The sequence below is a fragment of the Pseudomonas sp. ADAK13 genome, assembly GCF_012935715.1.
GTDB lineage: Bacteria > Pseudomonadota > Gammaproteobacteria > Pseudomonadales > Pseudomonadaceae > Aquipseudomonas.
In genome coordinates, this window is record NZ_CP052860.1 from 3,673,730 (window position 1) to 3,693,938 (window position 20,209).

At 62.6% G+C, this 20,209-nt stretch carries 18 protein-coding genes; 12 read left to right on the forward strand and 6 right to left on the reverse strand.

Annotation, left to right across the window (positions count from 1 at the left end):
• The first annotated feature begins 101 nt into the window (after positions 1 to 101).
• The 6 genes from HKK54_RS16930 to HKK54_RS16955 all read left to right on the forward strand — a co-directional run bounded on the left by HKK54_RS16930 (position 102) and on the right by HKK54_RS16955 (position 6,756).
• Positions 102 to 1,277, forward strand: a complete 1,176-nt coding sequence (locus tag HKK54_RS16930; protein WP_169387277.1) for a M20 aminoacylase family protein — start codon at positions 102 to 104, stop codon at positions 1,275 to 1,277.
• 56 nt (positions 1,278 to 1,333) lie between these two features.
• Complete coding sequence (locus HKK54_RS16935; RefSeq protein ID WP_169387278.1) at positions 1,334 to 2,644, forward strand: citrate-proton symporter; 1,311 nt, start codon at positions 1,334 to 1,336, stop codon at positions 2,642 to 2,644.
• Complete coding sequence (locus HKK54_RS16940; RefSeq protein WP_169387279.1) at positions 2,641 to 4,083, forward strand: amidase; 1,443 nt, start codon at positions 2,641 to 2,643, stop codon at positions 4,081 to 4,083. The genes HKK54_RS16935 and HKK54_RS16940 overlap by 4 nt, the downstream gene beginning before the upstream one ends.
• Positions 4,084 to 4,147: 64 nt before the next feature.
• Complete coding sequence (locus HKK54_RS16945) at positions 4,148 to 4,918, forward strand: helix-turn-helix domain-containing protein (protein ID WP_010176651.1); 771 nt, start codon at positions 4,148 to 4,150, stop codon at positions 4,916 to 4,918.
• Between the two features lie 97 nt (positions 4,919 to 5,015).
• Positions 5,016 to 5,597, forward strand: a complete 582-nt coding sequence (locus HKK54_RS16950; protein WP_010176650.1) for a YceI family protein — start codon at positions 5,016 to 5,018, stop codon at positions 5,595 to 5,597.
• 1 nt (position 5,598) lies between these two features.
• Positions 5,599 to 6,756: a phospholipase D-like domain-containing protein gene (locus HKK54_RS16955; protein WP_169387280.1), complete on the forward strand. Its 1,158-nt coding sequence runs from the start codon at positions 5,599 to 5,601 to the stop codon at positions 6,754 to 6,756.
• A gap of 162 nt (positions 6,757 to 6,918) precedes the next feature.
• On the opposite strand, the gene bglX is transcribed toward HKK54_RS16955, so the two are convergent.
• Positions 6,919 to 9,210, reverse strand: coding sequence for a beta-glucosidase BglX (bglX, locus tag HKK54_RS16960; protein WP_010176648.1), 2,292 nt, complete (start codon positions 9,208 to 9,210; stop codon positions 6,919 to 6,921).
• 214 nt (positions 9,211 to 9,424) lie between these two features.
• On the opposite strand from bglX, the gene HKK54_RS16965 reads away from it, so the two are divergent.
• From HKK54_RS16965 to HKK54_RS16980, 4 genes are read left to right on the forward strand one after another with little or no spacing between them, the layout of a single operon-like run.
• Entirely contained in the window at positions 9,425 to 10,033 is a 609-nt protein-coding gene (locus HKK54_RS16965; RefSeq protein WP_010176647.1) for a LemA family protein, read from the forward strand.
• Entirely contained in the window at positions 10,033 to 10,764 is a 732-nt protein-coding gene (locus HKK54_RS16970) for a TPM domain-containing protein (RefSeq protein ID WP_010176646.1), read from the forward strand. Before HKK54_RS16965 ends, HKK54_RS16970 begins: the two co-directional genes overlap by 1 nt.
• Positions 10,765 to 10,792: 28 nt before the next feature.
• Positions 10,793 to 11,410, forward strand: coding sequence for a TPM domain-containing protein (locus tag HKK54_RS16975; RefSeq protein WP_010176645.1), 618 nt, complete (start codon positions 10,793 to 10,795; stop codon positions 11,408 to 11,410).
• A 41-nt stretch (positions 11,411 to 11,451) separates the two neighbouring features.
• The gene (locus tag HKK54_RS16980; protein WP_169387281.1) at positions 11,452 to 12,669 is read left to right on the forward strand and encodes a class I SAM-dependent methyltransferase; all 1,218 of its coding nucleotides are present in this window, start codon (positions 11,452 to 11,454) and stop codon (positions 12,667 to 12,669) included.
• A gap of 106 nt (positions 12,670 to 12,775) precedes the next feature.
• Here HKK54_RS16980 and HKK54_RS16985 read toward each other — a convergent pair whose 3' ends face one another.
• A complete protein-coding gene (locus HKK54_RS16985) occupies positions 12,776 to 13,675 on the reverse strand; it encodes a DMT family transporter (RefSeq protein WP_169387282.1) in 900 nt (299 codons plus the stop codon).
• Between the two features lie 188 nt (positions 13,676 to 13,863).
• Between HKK54_RS16985 and HKK54_RS16990 the strand changes: the two genes are divergently transcribed.
• Positions 13,864 to 14,445 carry a DJ-1/PfpI family protein gene (locus tag HKK54_RS16990; protein WP_010176642.1) on the forward strand — a complete coding sequence of 194 codons (582 nt, stop codon included), beginning with the start codon at positions 13,864 to 13,866 and terminating at the stop codon, positions 14,443 to 14,445.
• A 16-nt stretch (positions 14,446 to 14,461) separates the two neighbouring features.
• Entirely contained in the window at positions 14,462 to 14,779 is a 318-nt protein-coding gene (locus HKK54_RS16995) for a ribbon-helix-helix domain-containing protein (RefSeq protein ID WP_169387283.1), read from the forward strand.
• A 159-nt stretch (positions 14,780 to 14,938) separates the two neighbouring features.
• Here HKK54_RS16995 and HKK54_RS17000 read toward each other — a convergent pair whose 3' ends face one another.
• The 4 genes from HKK54_RS17000 to HKK54_RS17015 form a co-directional block, all read right to left on the reverse strand.
• Entirely contained in the window at positions 14,939 to 17,497 is a 2,559-nt protein-coding gene (locus tag HKK54_RS17000; protein WP_169387284.1) for a TonB-dependent receptor, read from the reverse strand.
• Between the two features lie 128 nt (positions 17,498 to 17,625).
• A complete protein-coding gene (locus tag HKK54_RS17005) occupies positions 17,626 to 18,594 on the reverse strand; it encodes a FecR family protein (RefSeq protein ID WP_010176639.1) in 969 nt (322 codons plus the stop codon).
• Positions 18,591 to 19,130: an RNA polymerase sigma factor gene (locus HKK54_RS17010; protein ID WP_010176638.1), complete on the reverse strand. Its 540-nt coding sequence runs from the start codon at positions 19,128 to 19,130 to the stop codon at positions 18,591 to 18,593. The genes HKK54_RS17005 and HKK54_RS17010 overlap by 4 nt, the downstream gene beginning before the upstream one ends.
• A gap of 184 nt (positions 19,131 to 19,314) precedes the next feature.
• On the reverse strand, positions 19,315 to 20,202 hold the full coding sequence (locus HKK54_RS17015; protein WP_169387285.1) for a dihydrodipicolinate synthase family protein: 888 nt from the start codon (positions 20,200 to 20,202) through the stop codon (positions 19,315 to 19,317).
• Positions 20,203 to 20,209: the final 7 nt, after the last annotated feature.

The following is a 20,209-nucleotide window of genomic DNA, read 5'->3' on the forward strand; positions in this document are numbered from 1 at the left end:
CAGGGTGGAACCACCTTTGATTGTCCTCCTGCGCGCATCGCGGTTATCTGGCGGTGTGCAACGAAAAAGAACGGGAACACCCGCCTGCGAGGAGAATCACCATGAGCCCACACCAGCACATCCTGGATTGGCTGAGCGATGTCGCCAGCGACCTGCACGCCGTGCGTCAGGACATTCACGCCCACCCCGAACTGGGCTTTGAAGAAAACCGCACCTCCGCCCTCGTGGCGCACTCCCTGCGAAACTGGGGCTATGAAGTGCACACCGGCATCGGCCAGACCGGCGTGGTCGGTGTGCTGCGCAATGGCAGCAGTTCACGCAAGCTGGGCATCCGCGCCGACATGGACGCGTTGCCGATCATCGAAAACACTGGCGCCAGCTACAGCAGCCAACACGCCGGCTGTATGCACGCCTGCGGTCACGACGGCCACACCACCATGCTGCTGGGCGCCGCCCGTTACCTGGCCGCGACCCGTCAGTTCGACGGCACCCTGAACCTGATTTTCCAGCCTGCCGAAGAAGGCCAGGGCGGCGCCGAGGCCATGCTCGCCGACGGCCTGCTGGAGCGTTTTCCCTGCGACGCATTGTTCGGCATGCACAATATGCCGGGCCTGCCCGCCGGCCATCTGGGCCTGCGGGTCGGGCCGATGATGGCGTCCCAGGACCTGCTCACCGTGACCCTCGAAGGCGTCGGCGGCCATGGTTCCATGCCGCACCTGACGGTGGACCCGCTGGTGGCTGCCGCCAGTATGGTCATGGCGTTGCAGACCGTGGTGGCGCGCAATATCAATGCCCAGGAAGCCGCCGTAGTCACCGTCGGTGCCCTGCAAGCGGGCCAGGCGGCCAACGTGATTCCCCAGCAGGCGCTGTTGCGCCTGAGCCTGCGCGCCCTCGACGCAAGCGTGCGTGAGTTGATGCTGGAGCGGGTCAAGGCGATCATCCTGACCCAGGCCGCGAGTTTCGGGTGCACCGCGCAGATCGAACATCGGCCGGCGTATCCGGTGCTGGTCAACCATCCCAAAGAAACCGAATTCGCCCGCCAGGTCGGCGTCGCCTTGCTCGGTGAAGATGCCGTCGACGGCAACACCCACAAGCTGATGGGCAGCGAAGACTTCGCCTGGATGCTGCAACGCTGCCCCGGCAGTTACCTGTTTATCGGCAACGGCGTTTCGCGGCCGATGGTCCACAACCCCGCCTATGACTTCAACGACGACATCCTGTTGACCGGCGCCGCCTACTGGGGCGCGCTGGCCGAGAGCTGGCTCAAGCCCGCCTGACGACCTCTTTTTTCTGCCGCTGGACCCTTTCCCAACAGGTTGAATGGAGTGTTCCCATGCAGGCTACAAAACAAGGTGTATCGCGCACCCGCCAGGTGGTGGCGGCCGTGATCGGCAATGCGCTCGAATGGTATGACTTTATCGTCTACGGCTTTCTCGCCAGCATCATCGCCCGGCAGTTTTTCCCCTCTGAGGACGAATACGCCTCGCTGCTGATGGCCTTGGCGACCTTTGGCGTCGGCTTCTTCATGCGCCCGGTGGGCGGGATTCTGCTGGGCATGTATTCGGACCGCAAAGGTCGCAAGGCCGCGATGCAGTTGATCATCCGGCTGATGACCATTTCCATCGCGCTGATCGCGTTTGCTCCCAGCTACGCCGCCATCGGCATGGGCGCGCCGATGCTGATCGTGGTTGCGCGCATGCTCCAGGGCTTTGCCACGGGCGGCGAATATGCCAGCGCCACGGCGTTCCTGGTGGAAAGCGCGCCGGCCCATCGCAAGGGCCTGTACGGTTCCTGGCAGTTGGTGGGGCAGTGCCTGGCGGTGTTTGGCGGCGCGGCGATGGTGGCGTTGGTGACGCACTTCTTCGAACCGCAAACCCTTGAAGTGTGGGGCTGGCGCCTGCCGTTCATCTTCGGCTTGCTGATCGGCCCGGTGGGCTTGTGGATTCGTCGGCACATGGAAGATCCCGAAGAATTTATCGAGGCGCGCAAACAGGCCAAAGGCGCTGCGCCGAGCTTGATGGAGGTGATCCGCGATCACCGCCGCAGCATCCTCGTGTCGATGGGCCTGGCCTGTGGCGCGACGGTGTCGTTCTACGTGGTGCTGGTGAACATGCCGACCTTCGCCCACAAGAATCTTGGCCTGCCGCTGGACCAGGTGCTGATGGTGCAGATGTTCGCCGTGGCGCTGATGACCGTGGTGATTCCGCTGTCCGGCCTGCTGTCGGATCGGCTGGGGCGGCGCCCGGTATTGATGGCGTTCACCCTGGCGTTTTTTGTGATGGTGTACCCGCTGTATGTGTGGGTCGCGGCGGCGCCGTCCATCGAGCGTTTGCTGGTGATGCAGGTGATGCTGTGCACCGCTATCGGCGGGTTTTTCGGCCCGGCGCCGACGGCCCTGGCCGAGCAGTTTCCCATCGAAGTACGCTCTACCGGGGTGTCGGTGGCCTACAACGTGGCGGTGATGGTGTTCGGCGGTTTTGCGCCGCTGATCGTCACCTGGCTCAGCAAGGTGCTGGGCACACCGGTGGCACCGGCGTTTTATGTGCTGTTCGCTTGCGTCCTGACGCTGCTGGGCACTTACTGCATGCATGAGGCGCCACGGGCGAAACGACCGGCGCCGTTTTCCAGCGAGGTGAAACCTTGAGTATTGTTGAACTGGATGCCATCGAACTGTCCCGGGCGATCCATGCGGGGCAGGTGTCCTGCCATGAAGTGATGCAGGCGTATCTGGCCCAGGTCGAACGCTTCAACCCGGCGGTGAATGCGCTGGTCTCGTTGCGCTCCGAGGAAGACGTGTTGGCCGAAGCGGTGCAGCGCGACCGGGAGCTGGACCAGGGCCAATCCCGTGGCTGGATGCACGGCATGCCCCAGGCGATCAAGGACCTGGCGGCCACCAAGGGGTTGCGCACCACCCTCGGTTCGCCGTTGTTTGCCGAGCACATGCCTCAATACGATGCGATCAGCGTGGCACGGGTTCGGGACAGCGGCGCGATCATCATCGGCAAGAGCAACGTGCCGGAGTTCGGCCTGGGTTCGCAGACCTATAACAGCGTGTTCGGCACGACTGGCAACGCCTATGACCCGAGCCTGGTGGCCGGTGGCAGCAGCGGCGGGGCGGCAGTCGCGTTGGCTCTGCGCATGCTGCCGGTGGCCGATGGCAGCGACATGATGGGCTCGCTGCGTAACCCGGCGGCGTTCAATAACGTGTTTGGCCTGCGTCCGTCACTGGGCCGTGTGCCTTATGGGCCGGCGCCGGAACTGTTTATCCAGCAACTGGGCACCGAAGGCCCGATGGGCCGCAGTGTGGCGGACGTGGCGCGGCTGCTGAGTGTGCAGGCCGGCTACGACGCTCGGGTGCCGCTGTCGCTCAAGGAGGATCCGGCGGTGTTCAGTGAGCCGTTGCAGCGCGATTTCAAGGGCACACGGCTTGGCTGGTTGGGGGACTACAACGGTTATCTGCCGATGGAAGACGGCGTGATGAGCCTGTGTGAGTCGGCCCTCAAGGACTTTGCGGCGCTGGGCTGCGAGGTGGAAAACTGCCAGCCGGAATTCTCTCTGGAACGCCTCTGGAAAACCTGGCTAGTGCACCGCCATTGGCTGATCCAGGGCTCCCTCGGCGCAGCCTACGCCGACCCGCAAAAACGCGCGCTGCTCAAGCCCGAAGCGCAATGGGAAGTGCAGGGCGGTTTGCAACTGAGCGCGGCCGATGTCTACCAGGCTTCGGTCAGCCGCAGTGACTGGTACCGCGCCCTCGGCAAACTGTTCGAACGTTACGATTTCCTGTTGCTGCCCACCGCCCAAGTGTTCCCTTTCGATGCACAACAACCCTGGCCGCGCGTTGTCGCAGGGCGCGAGATGGACACCTATCACCGCTGGATGGAAGTGGTGATCGGTCCCACACTGGCCGGCCTGCCGAGCATGAATGTGCCGGTGGGTTTCAACCCCCAGGGCTTGCCCATGGGCCTGCAAATCATCGGCCCGGCCCAGGCGGACAGGGCGGTGTTGCAGCTGGCGTACGCCCACGAACAACTGACCCGCTGGGTGCAGCGACGACCGCCCGCGTGCCTCGCCCCGACCGGCTGAGCCGCGACGGGCCTGTATCTTGCTGTGAAATCAGATCATCCATTGGCCTCAAGGAGATCGACACATGGGCAGCGACGCCGAGACGGGAACCGTACGCTCAGTGGGGCGGGCACTGGCGATCATCGAATTGCTCGGCGAGCACCAGGCGCTGGGGCTGGAAGAGTTGCATTACCTGACCCGCCTGCCCAAGGCCACCGTCTCGCGGATGCTGCTGACCTTGCAGGAGCAGGGCTGGATCTATCGCGGCCTGAGCGACCGGCGTTACCGCCTGCGGGCCCGACGCCTGTTTGGCGACACCCAGCAACGCTTCAAGCGCCAGTTGGTGGAAAGTGCTGCGCCCTGGTTGCTGGACCTCAGCGAGCGCACCGGCCTGGTGGTGGACCTGTCGAGCTTCGACGGTGAACGCCTGGAGGTGATGGAAAGCGCGATCCCCACGGTGCTGCGCAAGCTCTACCCGAACAACTGCCAGATCGTCGGCCAGCACGCCAGCCTGTTTCACTCGGCCATGGGCAAGGCGTGCCTGTCGCAATTGTCGGCGGATGAAGTGCAGCGCCTGGCCGGCCGTGAGCGGGTGGCAGAAGACGACCAATACCGGGCGTGTGAACAATCCCAGCACCAAGGGTTTGGCCAGCGCACCGAGGGCTACTGGGAATACCCGGTGCGCCTGCCGTTCCTGATTCGCGCCGTGGCCTTGCCGGTGCGGGCCAACGGACGATTGGTGGGCAGCATGGCGCTGCATTGGCCGATGGATCAGGCACCGGTGGAGCGGGTGTTGAGCCTGCACCTGGCCAGCCTGGAGTCGACCATTCGCGATGTGCAGCAGGCGTTGGCCTGAAATACATCTCCCACACAAGCCAGCTCCCACATTGGATTTGCGCCGCTCGTTACATTGCGCTTAAGGTTCGTGCAGGTTTTTTGCCCCACGAGTCTTTATGCCCCTGTTCAAACCCATGGCCTTCCTGCTGCTGGCCGCTGCCACCGTGCCTGCCCACGCCGACTGGTACCTGGACAACGAGTCCTCGCGCCTGTCGTTCGTCACCACCAAAAACACTGATATCGCCGAAGTGCAGCGCTTTCTGGTGCTGCACGGCAAGGTCGACAGCAAGGGCGCGGCGCAGCTGGAAGTCGAACTGGAGTCGATCAACAGCGGCATCCCGCTGCGCGATGAACGCATGCGCAATGACCTGTTCGAGATCAAGTCCTTCCCCGACGCCGTGATCAACGCGCAGATCAACCTGCAACCCATCAACGACCTGGCCCCCGGCGCGCAATACGAGCTGCGCCTGCCGCTGTCGGTGACGTTGCACGGCAAGACCCAAACCTATAGCGCCGAGTTGTTGGCCACGCGCCTGGATGACCGGCGCTTTCAAGTGGTGACCCTGGAGCCGTTGGTGGTGCACGCTGAGGATTTCGATTTGCTGCCGGGCGTGGCCGCGTTGCGCAAGGCCGCCGGGCTGTCGCAGATCAGCCTGTCGGTACCGGTGGGTGCGGTACTGATTTTCACGGCGCGCTGACATGAGCGGCGCAGTGTTCCCGTGGCGCAGCGCCAACCGATTCGAGTTGATGATCGACGGTCCGAGTTTCTTTCCGCGCATGCTGGAAGGCATCGCCCAGGCCGAGCAACAGGTTGCGCTGGAGCTGTATCTGGTGGAAGCGGGGGCGTGTGCCGAGGCGATGGTTCAGGCGCTGGTCGCTGCCGCTGAGCGGGGCGTGCGGGTGCGTTGCCTGTTCGATGACTACGGCAGCCTGGCCTTTACCCTGGGCCTGCGTCGGCGGTTGGTCGAGGCCGGGGTGGACCTGCGTTTCTACAACCGCCTGAGCTGGCGCCGCTGGATGCGCAACCTCTATCGGGACCACCGCAAGCTGTTGCTGATCGACCAGACCATCGCCGTGGTCGGCGGCACGGGTGTGACGGATGAATTCTGGACGCCCGGGGAAGACGCCGCCGACTGGCACGAAGTGATGGTGCAAATCTGCGGCCCGCTGGTGCTGGATTGGCAGGCGTTGTTTGATCGCCAATGGCTGGCCAATGATGATCGTCGGGCGTGGAAACCAGCCACGCATTTTGGCCTGCCACGCTTGCCCAAGGTGCCGGCCACCGGGCCGGGGTTGGGGCGTGTGGCCTACGCCGACGCCCGCCAGCACCGAGATATTTTGCAATCGCTGATCCGCGCGCTGAACAGCGGCCACCGGCGTATCTGGCTGGCCACGCCGTATTTCCTGCCGACCTGGAGCGTTCGCCGGGCCCTGCGCCGGGCGGCGGGGCGCGGGGTGGATGTGCGCTTGCTGCTGACCGGGCCGCGCACCGATCACCCGTCGGTGCGGTATGCCGGGCACCGTTACTACCCGCGCCTGCTCAAGTCGGGGGTGCAGATTTTCGAGTATCAGCCGTGCTTCCTGCACCTGAAAATGGTGCTGGTGGACGATTGGGTGAGCATCGGCTCGTGCAACTTCGACCACTGGAATTTGCGCTTCAACCTGGAGGCAAATCTGGAAGCGTTGGACCCGGAGCTGACGCTGGCGGTGGCGGGGAGTTTCGAGCGGGACTTTGCCCAAAGCCAGGCGGTGAGCCTGGAGGCGTGGCAATCGCGGCCCTTGTGGCGGCGGGTGAAACAGCGGGTGTGGGGGTGGATTGACCGGTTGGTGGTTAACCTGCTGGACCGCCGCGGCTAACCAGAACACCCCAATCAAATGTGGGAGCGGGCTTGTGTGGGAGCTGGCTTGCCTGCGATGCAGACACCTCGGTACTTCAGATACACCGAGGTGATGCAATCGCGGGCAAGCCCGGCTCCCACACAAGCCAGCTCCCACACTGACCGCGTTTACAGCTTTAGATCAAAGCAGTTCGAAGCTCTGCTGCTTCACATCCTGGGAATCCAACCCAATCTGCACATTGAACTCGCCCGGCTCAGCCGCGAATTTCAGCTGGGTGTTGTAGAACTTCAAGTCTTCCTCGGTGATGGTGAAGTGCACGGCACGCTCTTCGCCCGCCTTGAGCATGATCTTCTGGAAGTTCTTCAATTCCTTCACCGGTCGGATCATCGAGCCGGCCACGTCCTGGATGTACAGCTGCACCACGGTCTCGCCATCGACCTTGCCGGTGTTTTTCACCACGACGGTGGCGTCGAGCTTGCCGGTCTTGTTCAGGGTGGTGGACGACAGCGCCATGTCCGACAGGCTGAAGCTGGTGTAGCTCAGGCCATAACCAAACGGAAACAACGGCCCGGTGGTGTCATCGAAGTACTGTGAGGTGTAGTTGCCCGGCTTGCCGGGGGTGAACGGCCGGCCAATGCTCAGGTGGTTGTAGTAGGTCGGAATCTGCCCCACCGAACGCGGGAATGTGATGGGCAGCTTGCCCGACGGGTTGTAGTCGCCGAACAGCACGTCTGCGATTGCGTTGCCGCCTTCGGTACCGGCGAACCAGGTTTCGAGGATCGCGTCAGCCTGTTCGTTCTCGTCGACAATCGACAGCGGACGACCGTTCATCAAGACCAGCACCAGCGGTTTGCCGGTGGCTTTCAGCGCCTTGATCAGGTCACGCTGGCTTTGCGGGATGTTCAGGTCGGTACGGCTCGATGATTCGTGGGACATGCCACGGGACTCGCCCACGGCCGCCACGACCACGTCGGCGTCTTTGGCGGCTTTCACCGCTTCATCGATCATCGCCTGTGACGAGCGCGTGTCATCCACCACTTCCGGGGCATCGAAGTTCAGGAAGTTGAGGTAATCGACCACTTTCTTGTCGTTGGTGATGTTGGCGCCACGGGCGTAGATCACTTTGCCTTTTTCACCGATCACGGCGTTCAGGCCGTCCAGCAGGGTCACCGATTGCGCGGGTTTGCCGGCAGCGGCCCAACTGCCCATCATGTCGATCGGCGCCTTGGCCAGCGGGCCGACCAGGGCGATGGTCGCGGTCTTTTTCAGTGGCAGGGTGTTGTTCTGGTTTTTCAGCAACACCAGGCTGCGGCGCGCTACGTCACGGGCATCGCTGCGGTGCAGGCGGCTTTCGGCGTAAGTGTCGGCCGGGTCATCCTCGGCCTTGCCGATGCGCAGGTACGGGTCGGCGAACAGGCCCATGTCGTACTTGGCGCCGAGCACTTCGCGCACGGCGTTGTCGATGTCGCTCTGTTCGATCTCGCCGGATTTCAGCAGGCCGGGCAACTCCTTGCCGTAGAGCGAGTCGTTCATGCTCATGTCGATGCCGGCCTTGATCGCCAGCTTGGCGGCTTCACGCCCGTCCTTGGCCACGCCGTGCTTGATCAGCTCGAAGATCGCGCCATGGTCGCTGACGGCCAGGCCCTTGAAGCCCCAGTCCTTGCGCAGCAGATCGTTCATCAGCCAGGTGTTGGCCGTGGCAGGCACGCCGTTGATCGAGTTCAGCGCAACCATCACGCCGCCGGCACCGGCCTTGATCGCGGCGTGGTAGGGCGGCAGGTAGTCCTGGTACATCTTGACCGGGCTCATGTCGACGACGTTGTAGTCGCGACCACCTTCCACCGCGCCATACAGGGCGAAGTGCTTGACGCTGGCCATGATGCTGTCGGCCTTGGCGGGGCTGCTGCCCTGGAAGGCCTTGACCATCACCTCGGCAATGCGCGAAGTCAGGTAGGTGTCTTCGCCAAACCCTTCGGAGGTACGGCCCCAGCGCGGGTCGCGGGAGATGTCGACCATCGGTGCAAAGGTGATGTCGAGGCTGTCGGCGGCGGCTTCCTGGGCAGCGATGCGCCCGGAGCGGCCAATGGCGTCCATGTCCCAGCTGGAGGCCAGGGCCAGGCTGATCGGGAAAATCGTGCGGTGGCCGTGGATCACGTCATAGGCGAAGAACATCGGGATCTTCAGCCGGCTGCGCATGGCCGCGTCCTGCATCGGACGGTTTTCCGGGCGGGTGATGGAGTTGAAGGTACCGCCGATGCGACCGGCGGCGATTTCCTTGCGGATCAGCTCGCGGGGCATTTCGGGGCCGATGCTGATCAGGCGCAATTGGCCGATCTTTTCATCGAGGGTCATCTGCTTGAGCAGATCGCTGACGAAGGCGTCTTTGTCCTTGAGTACTGCGGGCTTTGTTTCGGCAAATACGGAGTGAGTGGCCAAACTGACAACAAGGCCCAGCAAACACAGCTTCTTCATGAAAATCCTTTCTCGCAGCCTCGGGACCGGAGAGCGTCTATTGTTGTTCGGGTGTTGTTCAGATAAATGCAGCACACTTCTGAACTCTTATTGGCGCTGGGCATCTTTTAGCTGATTGGCCCGATGCAATCCAGTGGGTGGTGGCGGATTATGCCCTAAGCCCGTAGCTAACGCGTCAGTCGGTATATTTCATAGGTTTGGCAGGAGAAACACCATGCAAGCAGCACAAGGTTACCGTTGGGGCTGGAAGGCCGTGGCATTGATACTGGTGAGCACCGTGCTGAGCGGTTGCGGCATCAACAAGATCCCGACCCTGGACGAACAGGCCAAGGCCGCCTGGGCCCAGGTGCAGAACCAGTACCAGCGGCGCGCCGACCTGATCCCCAACCTGGTGGAAGTGGTGAAGGGCTACGCCGCCCATGAACAGGACACCCTGACCGCCGTGATCGAAGCGCGGGCCAAGGCCACCTCGATCCAGGTGGACGCCAGCACCCTCGACAACCCGGAAAAACTCAAGCAGTTCCAGCAAGCCCAGGACGGCTTGAGCGGTGCACTCAGCCGCTTGATGGTGGTGTCCGAGCGTTACCCGGACCTGAAGGCCAACCAGAACTTCCTGGCCCTGCAGTCCCAGCTTGAAGGCACCGAAAACCGCATCAGCGTAGCCCGCCGCGACTTTATCCAGGCGGTGCAGGCCTACAACACCGAGATCCGCACCTTCCCTGGCCGCCTGTGGCACAGCGTGATGTACAGCGATTTGCCGATCCGCGCCAACTTCGAGGCCACCAGTGCCGATGCCGATAAAGCGCCGCAAGTGAAATTCTGATGGGCAAGCGTGCTTGGCTGCTGGCGGCGGTACTGCTGGCCTTCAGCCTGACTGCCCAGGCCGCCCTGAATTTCCCGGCCCTGACCGGACGGGTGGTCGACAACGCCCAGATGATCGACCCGGCCGTGCGCGCGCAGCTGACCCAGCAATTGCAGGCGCTGGAGCAGACCAGCGGTGACCAGATCGTGGTGGTCACCGTGCCCGACCTGCAAGGCGTGCCCATTGAAGACTTCGGTTATCAACTGGGCCGCGCCTGGGGCATCGGCCAGAAGGGCAAGGACAACGGCGCTTTGCTGATCGTCGCCCGGGATGAGCGCAAGATCCGTATTGAAGTGGGTTACGGCCTCGAAGGCGTACTCACGGACGCGCAGTCCTGGGTGATCATCAACCAGGTGATTGCCCCGGCGTTCAAGGCGGGCAACTACAGCAAGGGCATCAGCGACGGTGTGGCGGCGATGCTGCAGGTGGTGGGCGGCGATCCGCTGGCGGTGCCGGCGCATGTGTCCGAGGCTAACTTCGCCACGCAAAACCCCGGTATTTCCTTCGGCCTGTTTATCCTGCTGCTGGCGGTGTTGTGGCTATGCAATCGCATGGGCCTGCCCGTTGGCGCTATCCTGCTGGCGATTCTCAGCAGCAGTGGCCGTGGCGGCGGGGGAGGCGGCGGTGGCGGTGGTGGTTTCAGGGGCGGCGGCGGTGGTTTTGGCGGCGGTGGCGCCTCGGGCGGCTGGTAATGACAATAACTAGAGAGCATCAACAACCATGGCATTACTGAGTCAACACGAGCAACGCCAGGTCGCCGAGGCGATCGCCCGGGTCGAGCAACAGACCGACGCCGAACTGGTGACCGTGCTTGCGGCCCGCGCCGACGACTACGCCTACATTCCGCTGTTGTGGGCCAGCCTGCTGGCGCTGGTGGTGCCGGGGATCATTCACTATGTGTCGGGCTGGTTGAGCATGTATACCTTGCTGCTGGCGCAGTGGGGCACGTTTGTCGTGCTGTGCCTGGTGTTCCGGTTGCCCAGGGTCACCACGCGGCTGATCCCACGTTCTGTGCGGCATTGGCGTGCGTCCAACCTGGCGCGCCGGCAGTTCCTGGAGCAGCACCTGCACCACACGCTGGGCAGTACCGGGGTGCTGATCTTTGTCAGCGAGGCGGAGCGGTATGTGGAAATCCTGGTGGACAAGGGCATTTCCAGTCGCCTGGATGACAGCAGTTGGGATGTGATCGTCAAGGACTTCACCCGCCAGGTGAAGCAAGGCCAGACGTTGGCCGGGTTTATCAGCTGCATTGAAGCCTGTGGGGCGCTGCTCAAGGAGCACGTACCGGTGACCCACGCACGCAATGAGTTGCCGAACCGGTTGGTGGTGTTGGAGTAGTGTAAAATTCCTGGCATTCCCTGCCCGAGGCGTTTTTGTTCATGTCTGCCACCGCTAAACCTGCCAGCCCCGCGCCGGATCATCACGCGCAGTTCCTCGAACTGCTGAGTGCGAGCCTTGAGCAAAACGCCTTTATCAAGCTGGTGCTGGCCAAGTACGTCGGCACTGAGCCTGACCTGCAGAAGCTGATCATCAAGCAACTGACGGTCAAGGATCAGCCTTGCCTGTCCTTCGTTTACCGCTACAAGTCCCGCGACATCACCAAGAACTTCTCCCTGGCTGACGGCGTGGCGGCGATTGCCGAGCTGTTGCCGGCGTCGTTCAAGAACGCGCACCTGCTCTCGGTGACCGACGAAGCCCAGTTGGAATACAGCAAGAAGAACAAAAGCTCGCTGTTCAAAAGCAAGCCGCAACAACTGCGGGAGGCGCCGTCTGCGGAGCACAACCGCGAGAAGAATCGCTTCCTGGACCTTACGCGGCCATTTCTTGCTGACCTTGGCGTGACCAACGCCAAGCATGAGCTGATCCCGGCGATGTCGCGCAAGTGGAAGCAGATCAACAAGTTCATCGAAGTGTTCAGCCATGCGCTGACCACGTCACCGTTGAAGCTGGACCAGCCGGTGCGGGTCGCGGACTTTGGCTCGGGCAAGGGCTACCTGACCTTCGCCATCCACGATTACCTGCGCAACACCCTCAATGCCGAGGGCGAAGTGACCGGCGTGGAATTGCGCGAAGACATGGTGACCCTGTGCAACAACGCCGCCGCCCGCCTGGACCACCCGGGGCTGGTGTTCAAGTGCGGGGATGTGCGCAGCGTCGCGCCCAGCGAACTGGACGTGATGATTGCCCTGCATGCCTGCGACATCGCCACCGACTACGCGATTCACACCGGCATCCGCTCCGGCGCGTCGATCATCATGTGCTCGCCGTGCTGCCATAAGCAGATTCGCCTGCAAATCCAGAGCCCGGCGCTGCTCAAGCCGATGCTGCAATACGGCCTGCACCTGGGCCAGCAGGCGGAAATGGTCACCGACAGTTTGCGGGCATTGTTCCTCGAAGCCTGTGGCTACGAGACCAAGGTGTTTGAGTTCATCTCGTTGGAGCACACCAACAAGAACAAGATGATTCTTGCCGTGAAGCGCGCGGAGCCGGTGGACCCGGCGCAGTTGCTGGTGAAAATCCAGGAGCTGAAGTCGTTCTACACCATCACCGAGCACTGCCTGGAAACTCTGTTGCGGGCGGACGGTTACCTGGCCTGAGAACGACGCTGACCAAAATGTGGGAGCTGGCTTGCCTGCGATGCAGGCACCTCGGTGTATCAGGTAAAGCGAGGTGATGCTATCGCAGGCAAGCCAGCTCCTACAGTTAGACTGCGCTGGCCTTGGGAGCTGGGGCAGGTTTCACACTGGTCTTGCGCCCCAGCATCACCGTCACAATCACCCCACAGGCAAACAGCCAGGTAATCGGCTCGATGTGCTCACCAAAAAACAGCGCCGAAAACGCGATGGTGAAAAAGATCTGCAGCAGCTGAATCTGGCTGACCCGGGCAATGCCGCCCATGGCCAGCCCGGCGTACCACGCAAAGAATCCCAGGAACTGCGAAAACAGCGAGACATAGCCGAACGCCCACCAGGTGCCCATGGAAATCGGTCCTTGGTGTTGCAGCGCCAAGTAGGCCACCGGCCCGATCAACACCGGCGTTGACAGCACCAGCGCCCAGCAGATCACCTGCCAGCCGCCCATCTCCTTGGCCAACCGGCCGCCTTCGGCATAACCCAGCCCGCCCACGGCAATCGCCCCGAGCATCAACAGGTCGCCCGCCTGGATACTGCCGGCCCCAGTAATCAACGCATAACTCAGCACCAGCGCGCTGCCCAGCGCCGCGCAGGCCCAGAAGGCTTTTGATGGCCGCTCATGGGACAGCCACGCCGCATACAGCGCCACGCACAGCGGCTGCAACCCGTTGACCAGCGCACCATGGGACGCCGGCAAGGTTTGCATGGCCCAGGCCGACAGCACCGGGAAACCCAGGATCACCCCGGCAATCACCAGCGTCAGCCCGCGCACCTGGCGCCAGGTGGGCCAGCGCTCACGGCGCCACAGCAACAACGCCGCCGCCGGCACCGCCGCAAACAACGCCCGGCCCAGGCCATTGAGCAGCGGGTGGATTTCCTGCACCACGATACGGGTGAAGGGCAGGGTGAGGCTGAAGATGATGACGCCCAGCAGGCCGAGGGCCATGCCGGTATTTTCGCGGGAGCTCATGGAAGGAACCAGGATCGAATGGGCCGGAAGTGGACGTTCATCTAGCCACAAAGCCCGAAAAACGCGGGCCTACAGCTGGGTGCGGATTTATCCGTACAGTTGTAGTAGCGGGCCATTACCCGGCCCGGCGGCACAGGTCTATCTTGGCTACTCTTGTCTGCCCAACCGTTCAACCGGAGGAATGCCCCATGGCTGCGAAAAAAATCCTGATGCTGGTCGGCGATTACGTCGAAGACTATGAAGTGATGGTGCCGTTCCAGGCGCTGTTGATGGTGGGGCATACCGTGCACGCCGTGTGCCCGGACAAGACCGCCGGCCAGACCGTGCGCACGGCGATCCACGACTTCGAAGGCGACCAGACCTACAGCGAAAAGCCCGGGCACCTGTTCGCCTTGAATGCCGACTTCGCCAAGGTCGACGCCGCCGACTACGACGCGCTGCTGGTGCCCGGTGGCCGTGCCCCCGAGTACCTGCGCCTGAACGAAAAAGTGCTGCAACTGGTGAAGGCATTCGACCAGGCTGGCAAGCCCATCGCTGCGGTGTGCCACGGCGCGCAACTGCTGGCGGCCGCCGGCATCCTGGAAGGCCGTGAGTGCAGTGCCTATCCTGCGTGCGGGCCTGAAGTGCGATTGGCGGGTGGTACGTTCATCGATATCCCGGTGACCGACAGCCACGTTCAAGGCAATCTGGTAACAGCCCCGGCGTGGCCGGCGCACCCAAGCTGGCTGGCGGGTTTCCTCGGCCTGCTGGGCACCAGAATTACCCTGTAAACCGGAGGTCATCGCCATGTGCGAGCTGTACGTCAAGGCCGACCCGATTCTGTACGAGTCCCGCTCGCGCTCCCTGCGCATCTGTGGCGTGGTGACCACCGTGCGCCTGGAAAACCAGTTCTGGGACATCCTCAGCGAAATCGCCGAGGTGGATGGCATGACCACCAATCAGCTGATCGCCAAGTTGTATGAGGAAGTGATGGATTATCGCGGCGAAGTGGTGAATTTCGCTTCGTTTTTGCGGGTGAGTTGTACGCGGTATTTGAGTCGGCAGCGGGTTCATGCGCCAGAGCTCAGCCTGGTTAATACACGAGGTGGCGCGCAGAAGATCTAAATGTGGGAGCGGGCTTGCTGTGGTGAGGGGGCTTGTCCCCCGTCGGGTTCACCACAGATTGATGGGGCTGCTTCGCAGCCCAACGCGGGGCAAGCCCGCTCGCCACAGCAAGCCAGCTCCCACACTGATCGGGTTTCCAAGCCGAATGCTGGTGAAGGGTCAGAAGAACCGCGTCACGCTGATCTTCGCATCGCGGCCCTTGGTATAGGCGCGGTCGCCGCTCAGGGCCGGGCGGAAGTTGTTGTTGAACAGGTTGTCCACGGTGAAGTTGACCTCGGTGCCCTTCAGATAAGCCTGTTGCGGCTTCCAGCTGGCGAACAGGCCCTGGGTGTTGTAGCGCTTGTTGCCGTACTGATCGTAGAACAGGTCGCCGATGCTGGTGCCCGGGCCGCCGGAGTACTTGTCGCTCGGCAAACGGCTGGTGGCGCCGATGAATTGCCCTTGCCAGCCCACCTGCGCATCCAGGCTCGGGATCTTGGTGCCGAGCACGATCACCCATTTGGTCGGCGGAATATCCCGCGCCCAGACGTCCGGCCCCCATGGGTTGGTGTAGGCACCTTCGTGTTTGCCGGTGGTGTAGGCGAAGGACACAGAGCCGAACACGTAGGTGGAGTCATAGAAACTCTCGGCCTCGAAACCCTTGATGGTCATGCCGCCGATGTTGCGGTAGTTGGACATCGCTCCCGGTGGGCAGGCGCTGGAAATCGTCCCGCCGTTGAGCGCCTGATTCTGGCAGCCCACACCCGTGTTCTTGAAGATCTCGTCCTCGACCTTGTTGTGGAACAACGTGGTACGCAGTTGCAGGTTGTCGCCGTGGGTGAACACGTCGGCGAAGCTCGTGACGTTACCCAGGGTGATCGAGGTGATGCGCTCCGGATCCAGGTCGAGGCTGGTGGCGGTGCGGCTGCCCAGGCCCTGCACTTCATACTGTTCGTCGATCACCGGGGCGCGCCAGGTGCGGCTCCAGTTGGCAAACATCGCCACGTTCGGGGTGATGGTCCAGTACGCCGCGAGGCGGGGCGACCAACCGGTGTAGGTACGGTCGCTGTAGTCGTGGCCGATGGCCGGGTCCGGGCTGCTGTAGTACGGCGCGTCGTTGGCTTCGCCGCGGTTGCGCACATGGTCATAGCGCATCGACGGGGTGATGGTGACATCGCCCAGCGTCACCGCGTCCTGGATAAAGAAACTGTTGGTATCGACCTTGCCATGGGGCATGAAGCCCGGCTGGAAGTGCCCGTAGTTGTATTTGGGGGTGTTGTAGGTGGCGCCGGGCATCCACATTTCGGTTTCCCGGGTGTGCTTGCGGATCTGCACCCCGGTGGTCACCGCGTGCTGCAACTGGCCGGTTGAAAACAGGCTGACGTTGCGTACGTCGAGGTTCTTGTCGTTGTAGGAGGTGTCCATCTTGCGCCCGCCGGTGGCCAGCTGGAAAAACGCCGTGGCGTCACGCTCGTCGGTCTGGTCGGTGTTGGACTCGGAATACTTGATGGTCAAGTCCACCAGCGGGTTATTCATCGGCTGGTATTCGTACTTGCTGCTCCAAGTGGTGTCGACGGTGTTGCGGTTGGCCAGGAAGCGTTTCAGCGCGGCTTCGTAGCCATAGCGGTCGATGTTGGCCTGGGTGGGTGGCGTCGGGTAGCTGGCGGCGGAGAAGGGCGTCCAGCGCTGGCTGTTGGAGCGTGAATACGACAGGCCCAGGCTGTGCTCGTCGGTGAAGTGGGCGTTCACCTTGAACAGTTTGCCGTCCACATTCTGCGCGCTGTTGGGCAGGCGCTTGGGGTTGATCGGGTACTGGTTGTTGTCGTTGGGCAGGGTGGCGGCCAGCTTCATGTCGCCGCCGTCGCGCTGGGTCAGGTAGGCGAGGGCGTCGAAGCGGCCGTCATCGGTACGCCCGTAAACTGCGCTGCTATAGACCTGCTCATGGTCGTTGCTGGAGTAACCGTACTTGAGCATGGCGCCGCTGTTGCGCCCGTCCTTGAGCAGGTCCGGGGCATCCTTGGTGGTCATGTTGACCGTACCGCCAAAGCCGCCGTTGCCGCTGAAGGGCGAGTTGGGGCCTTTCTCCACTTCGATGCTCTTGATCAGTTCGGGCTCGATAAACACCGTGCCCTGCTGGTAGCGCTCAAACCCGCTTTTGGTGGCGCCATCGACGGTCAGCGGCACGTCTTCGGCGTCGCCGAAACCGCGGATATTGATGGTCTGGCCGCCGGGCTTCAGCGAGCCGCCCTGGCTGATACCGGGCAAGGTTTGCAGCAGGCTGGGGATATTATTGGACTGGTAACGGTCGATGTCAGCCTGGCTCAGGGTGGAGCGGCCGACGGTGGTGGAGTCGACCTCGTTGCCGGTGCCGATCACGCTCAGGGCTTCCAGCTGGATCGCGCTGCTGTTGGTGGTCTTGCCTTCTTCGGGCCGTACCACGTAGGTGCTCCCGACCTTGAGCAACACGAACTCGCCGTCCTTGAGCAGGGTGCGAATCGCCACTTCCGGTGTGAAGTCGCCGTTGAGGGCCGGCGCCTGGACATTTTTCAGCAGCGTTTCATCGAACAGCAGCTGGATTTTCGCTTGCTGCGCCACCTGGCTCAGGGACGTGGCCAGGGACTGGGCCGGCAGTTGCAGCTTGAACGACTCGGCCTGGGCACTCAGGCTGAAGGCCAGGCAGGCGGCAATGGCGGTGGGTCGAATAAACAGGTGCTGAACGTGGCAAGGCGCGCGAAACATGAAATCCCCCGGAGTAGCCAAATGGCCAAAAAGGTGTGCGTATCAAACACAGACCCGAGGAAGACGCGGCAGGAAAAATAATCCTCACATGCGAATGCAAAATATTCTCAAACAAGAATTTCGCGAGGTTATTTGCGCGGTTCGATCCTGATATTGCCGTCTGCCAACGCCACGGTTTTCACCGGCAACAGGGCCGGCAGCGCGTTGAGCAGAGCGTCTGGATCATTCACATCCAGGTTGCCCGAGACCTTCAACTGCGCCACCGCGCTGTCCACCAGCAACGGCGCCTGGGGCCGGTACAGGCTCAACTCGTCCATCAAACTGGCCAGCTCGCGATTACGAAACGACACATGCCCGCCGCGCCAATCGGCAACCTCGCCGGCGGTGAGGGTTTGTTGCTGCACGGTGCCCTTGGCATAACTGAACGTGGCGCGCTGCTGGGCGCCGAGCAACAGGGCGGGCACCTTGGCATCGGCGTCGAACGCCACTTGGCCGTGGGCCACACTGACCACCAGCTGCTGCTTGCTGCGCCGCACGTCGAAGCCGGTGCCTACCACCCGCACATTGGCTTCGCCGGCCTGCACGAACAGCGGCCGTTCCTTGTCGGCGGCCACCTCGATATACAACTGGCCCTGATCCAGGTGCACGATGCGCTGGTGACTGTTGAAGTCGACCCGCAAGCGCGTGTTGGCGTTGACGTACAGCGTGCTGCCGTCGGGCAGATGCAGGGTGCGCATGCCTTTGGCATGGGCCGCGACCTGGGTGTGGAACAGCTCCCGCGGGGCGCCGATGTTGCTTGCCAGCACGGCACACACCAACGCGGCAGCCACCGCCAGGGCGGGGCGCCACACGGGTGTCTTGCGCACGGGCAGCGGTGTCGGTTTGTTCAGTTGCTGCAACTGGGCAAGGTCGGCCCACAGCTGTTCGAACTCGGCATAGGCGCGGGCATGGGCCGGCTCGGACTGCCAGGCGGCAAACGCCTTGCGGTCGGCGCGCGCCGTGTCATTGCGGTTGCGCGCAAACCAGCTGGCGGCCTGGGCATCGATCGAGTCGCTGGCCTCGATGTCACAGGTGTCGATGTCGCTCAGGCGGTTCATTCTGGCTGCTCCTTGCCGTGTTCTTGTTGAAGTCGCTGCTTGCAATGCAGCAGGGCAAAGGCGATGTGCTTTTCCACCATGCTGACCGAAACTCCCATGCGCTCGGCGATCTGGGCCTGGCTCAGGCCTTCGAAGCGGTGCAGCATAAGGGCTTCTCGCCTTCTGGGCGAGAGTTCAGCGAGGACTTCTTTCAACTGTTCCAGGCGTTGCAGGCGTTGCGCGGCGGCCATGGGATCGTCTCGCGGGTCGCTGACAGACTCGGCATCCAGTTCGGCCTGTTGCTGGTGGACGGTGTGCCGCACCTTCTGTTTGCGCCAGTGATCGCGCAGCAGGTTGCGCGCCATCTGGAACAGAAACGCCCGTGGCTGCTCGACCTGAGCCCGGTCGCGGTAGTCCAGCCATTGGGTGAAGACATCCTGGGTCATGTCTGCCGCGTCGCTGGCGTTGTCCGTGCGTTTGCGCAGGAAATGCAGGATATCTGCATAAAACCCGCGAAAGGCATCGGCCGACAGCGGGTCGGGCTTGGGACGAGACATGGATATCCTTCTTGACGAAGCACGACGTAGAAAAGTCGCGAATGATATCGAGAATTATTGTCATTTGTCTCTATCGAAATACACGCATCAGTGTGGGAGCAGGCTTGCCTGCGATGCAGGCACCTCGGTTTGTCAGAAATACCGAGGTGATGCCATCGCAGGCAAGCCAGCTCCTACAGGGGGTTCACCGCAATGTGGTCAGTAGCTCTTGAAGCTGAACCCGGCCAGCCTCACCCAGCGGGAACACTGGCAGGCGTGGGTCCCCGCACTCCAGCCCCGTGAGCCGCAAACCGGCCTTGATCGTCGCCGGCAAGCCGCCTTTGAGGATGAAGTCCAGCAACGGCAACTGGCGATAAAACAGCTCCCGCGCTTTCTTCAGGTCATTGGCCAAAACGGCTCCATACAGATCCAGATTGAGCTGTGGAATCAGGTTTGGCGCTGCCGTGCACCAGCCCTTCGCGCCCGCCGCAAACGCTTCCAGTGCCAGCGGATTGCAGCCGTTGTAGAACGGCAACTGGCCCTCGCTGCGCCGATACAGCTGGTGCATGCGCTGAATATCCCCGGTGCTTTCCTTGACCATGGTCACATTGTCGACGCTTTCGACGATGCGCATGATCAAGTCCACCGACAGGTCTGTACCGCTGGTGGCCGGGTTGTTGTAGAGCATGATCGGCACGCCGATGCTGTCACCGATGGCCGCATAGTGGGCGAGGATTTCCGCCTCGCTGAGCTTCCAGTACGAGGCCGGCAACACCATCACCACGTCTGCACCGTGGCTTTCGGCAAACCGCGCGCGGCGCACGGCCTTGGCGGTGGTCAGGTCGGAGACGCTGACGATGGTCGGCACGCGCTTGCCGACCTTCTGGAGGCTGTAGGCGGCGACGTCGTCCCACTCCGCATCGCTGAGGTAGGCGCCTTCGCCGGTGCTGCCCAACGGTGCGATGGCGTGCACGCCGCTGTCGATCAAGCGGTCGATGGAGCGCCCGAGGGCGTCCAGGTCAAGGTGCTGGCCGTCTGCACTGAACGGGGTGATGGTGTAGCCGATAATGCCGTGAATAGAAGGGCTGGACATGGAAAAG

Excerpts from the sequence above, each read along its gene's own strand:
- HKK54_RS17015 (WP_169387285.1), bottom strand. The coding sequence starts at position 20,202 with ATGTCCAGCCCTTCTATTCACGGCATTATCGGCTACACCATCACCCCG.
- HKK54_RS17010 (WP_010176638.1), bottom strand. The coding sequence starts at position 19,130 with ATGTCTCGTCCCAAGCCCGACCCGCTGTCGGCCGATGCCTTTCGCGGG.
- HKK54_RS16955 (WP_169387280.1), top strand. The coding sequence starts at position 5,599 with ATGAGCGGCGCAGTGTTCCCGTGGCGCAGCGCCAACCGATTCGAGTTG.
- HKK54_RS16985 (WP_169387282.1), bottom strand. The coding sequence starts at position 13,675 with ATGAGCTCCCGCGAAAATACCGGCATGGCCCTCGGCCTGCTGGGCGTC.
- HKK54_RS16975 (WP_010176645.1), top strand. The coding sequence starts at position 10,793 with ATGGCATTACTGAGTCAACACGAGCAACGCCAGGTCGCCGAGGCGATC.
- HKK54_RS16930 (WP_169387277.1), top strand. The coding sequence starts at position 102 with ATGAGCCCACACCAGCACATCCTGGATTGGCTGAGCGATGTCGCCAGC.
- HKK54_RS16945 (WP_010176651.1), top strand. The coding sequence starts at position 4,148 with ATGGGCAGCGACGCCGAGACGGGAACCGTACGCTCAGTGGGGCGGGCA.
- bglX (WP_010176648.1), bottom strand. The coding sequence starts at position 9,210 with ATGAAGAAGCTGTGTTTGCTGGGCCTTGTTGTCAGTTTGGCCACTCAC.
- HKK54_RS16990 (WP_010176642.1), top strand. The coding sequence starts at position 13,864 with ATGGCTGCGAAAAAAATCCTGATGCTGGTCGGCGATTACGTCGAAGAC.
- HKK54_RS16965 (WP_010176647.1), top strand. The coding sequence starts at position 9,425 with ATGCAAGCAGCACAAGGTTACCGTTGGGGCTGGAAGGCCGTGGCATTG.
- HKK54_RS16950 (WP_010176650.1), top strand. The coding sequence starts at position 5,016 with ATGCCCCTGTTCAAACCCATGGCCTTCCTGCTGCTGGCCGCTGCCACC.
- HKK54_RS16995 (WP_169387283.1), top strand. The coding sequence starts at position 14,462 with ATGTGCGAGCTGTACGTCAAGGCCGACCCGATTCTGTACGAGTCCCGC.
- HKK54_RS16980 (WP_169387281.1), top strand. The coding sequence starts at position 11,452 with ATGTCTGCCACCGCTAAACCTGCCAGCCCCGCGCCGGATCATCACGCG.
- HKK54_RS17000 (WP_169387284.1), bottom strand. The coding sequence starts at position 17,497 with ATGTTTCGCGCGCCTTGCCACGTTCAGCACCTGTTTATTCGACCCACC.
- HKK54_RS16935 (WP_169387278.1), top strand. The coding sequence starts at position 1,334 with ATGCAGGCTACAAAACAAGGTGTATCGCGCACCCGCCAGGTGGTGGCG.
- HKK54_RS17005 (WP_010176639.1), bottom strand. The coding sequence starts at position 18,594 with ATGAACCGCCTGAGCGACATCGACACCTGTGACATCGAGGCCAGCGAC.
- HKK54_RS16970 (WP_010176646.1), top strand. The coding sequence starts at position 10,033 with ATGGGCAAGCGTGCTTGGCTGCTGGCGGCGGTACTGCTGGCCTTCAGC.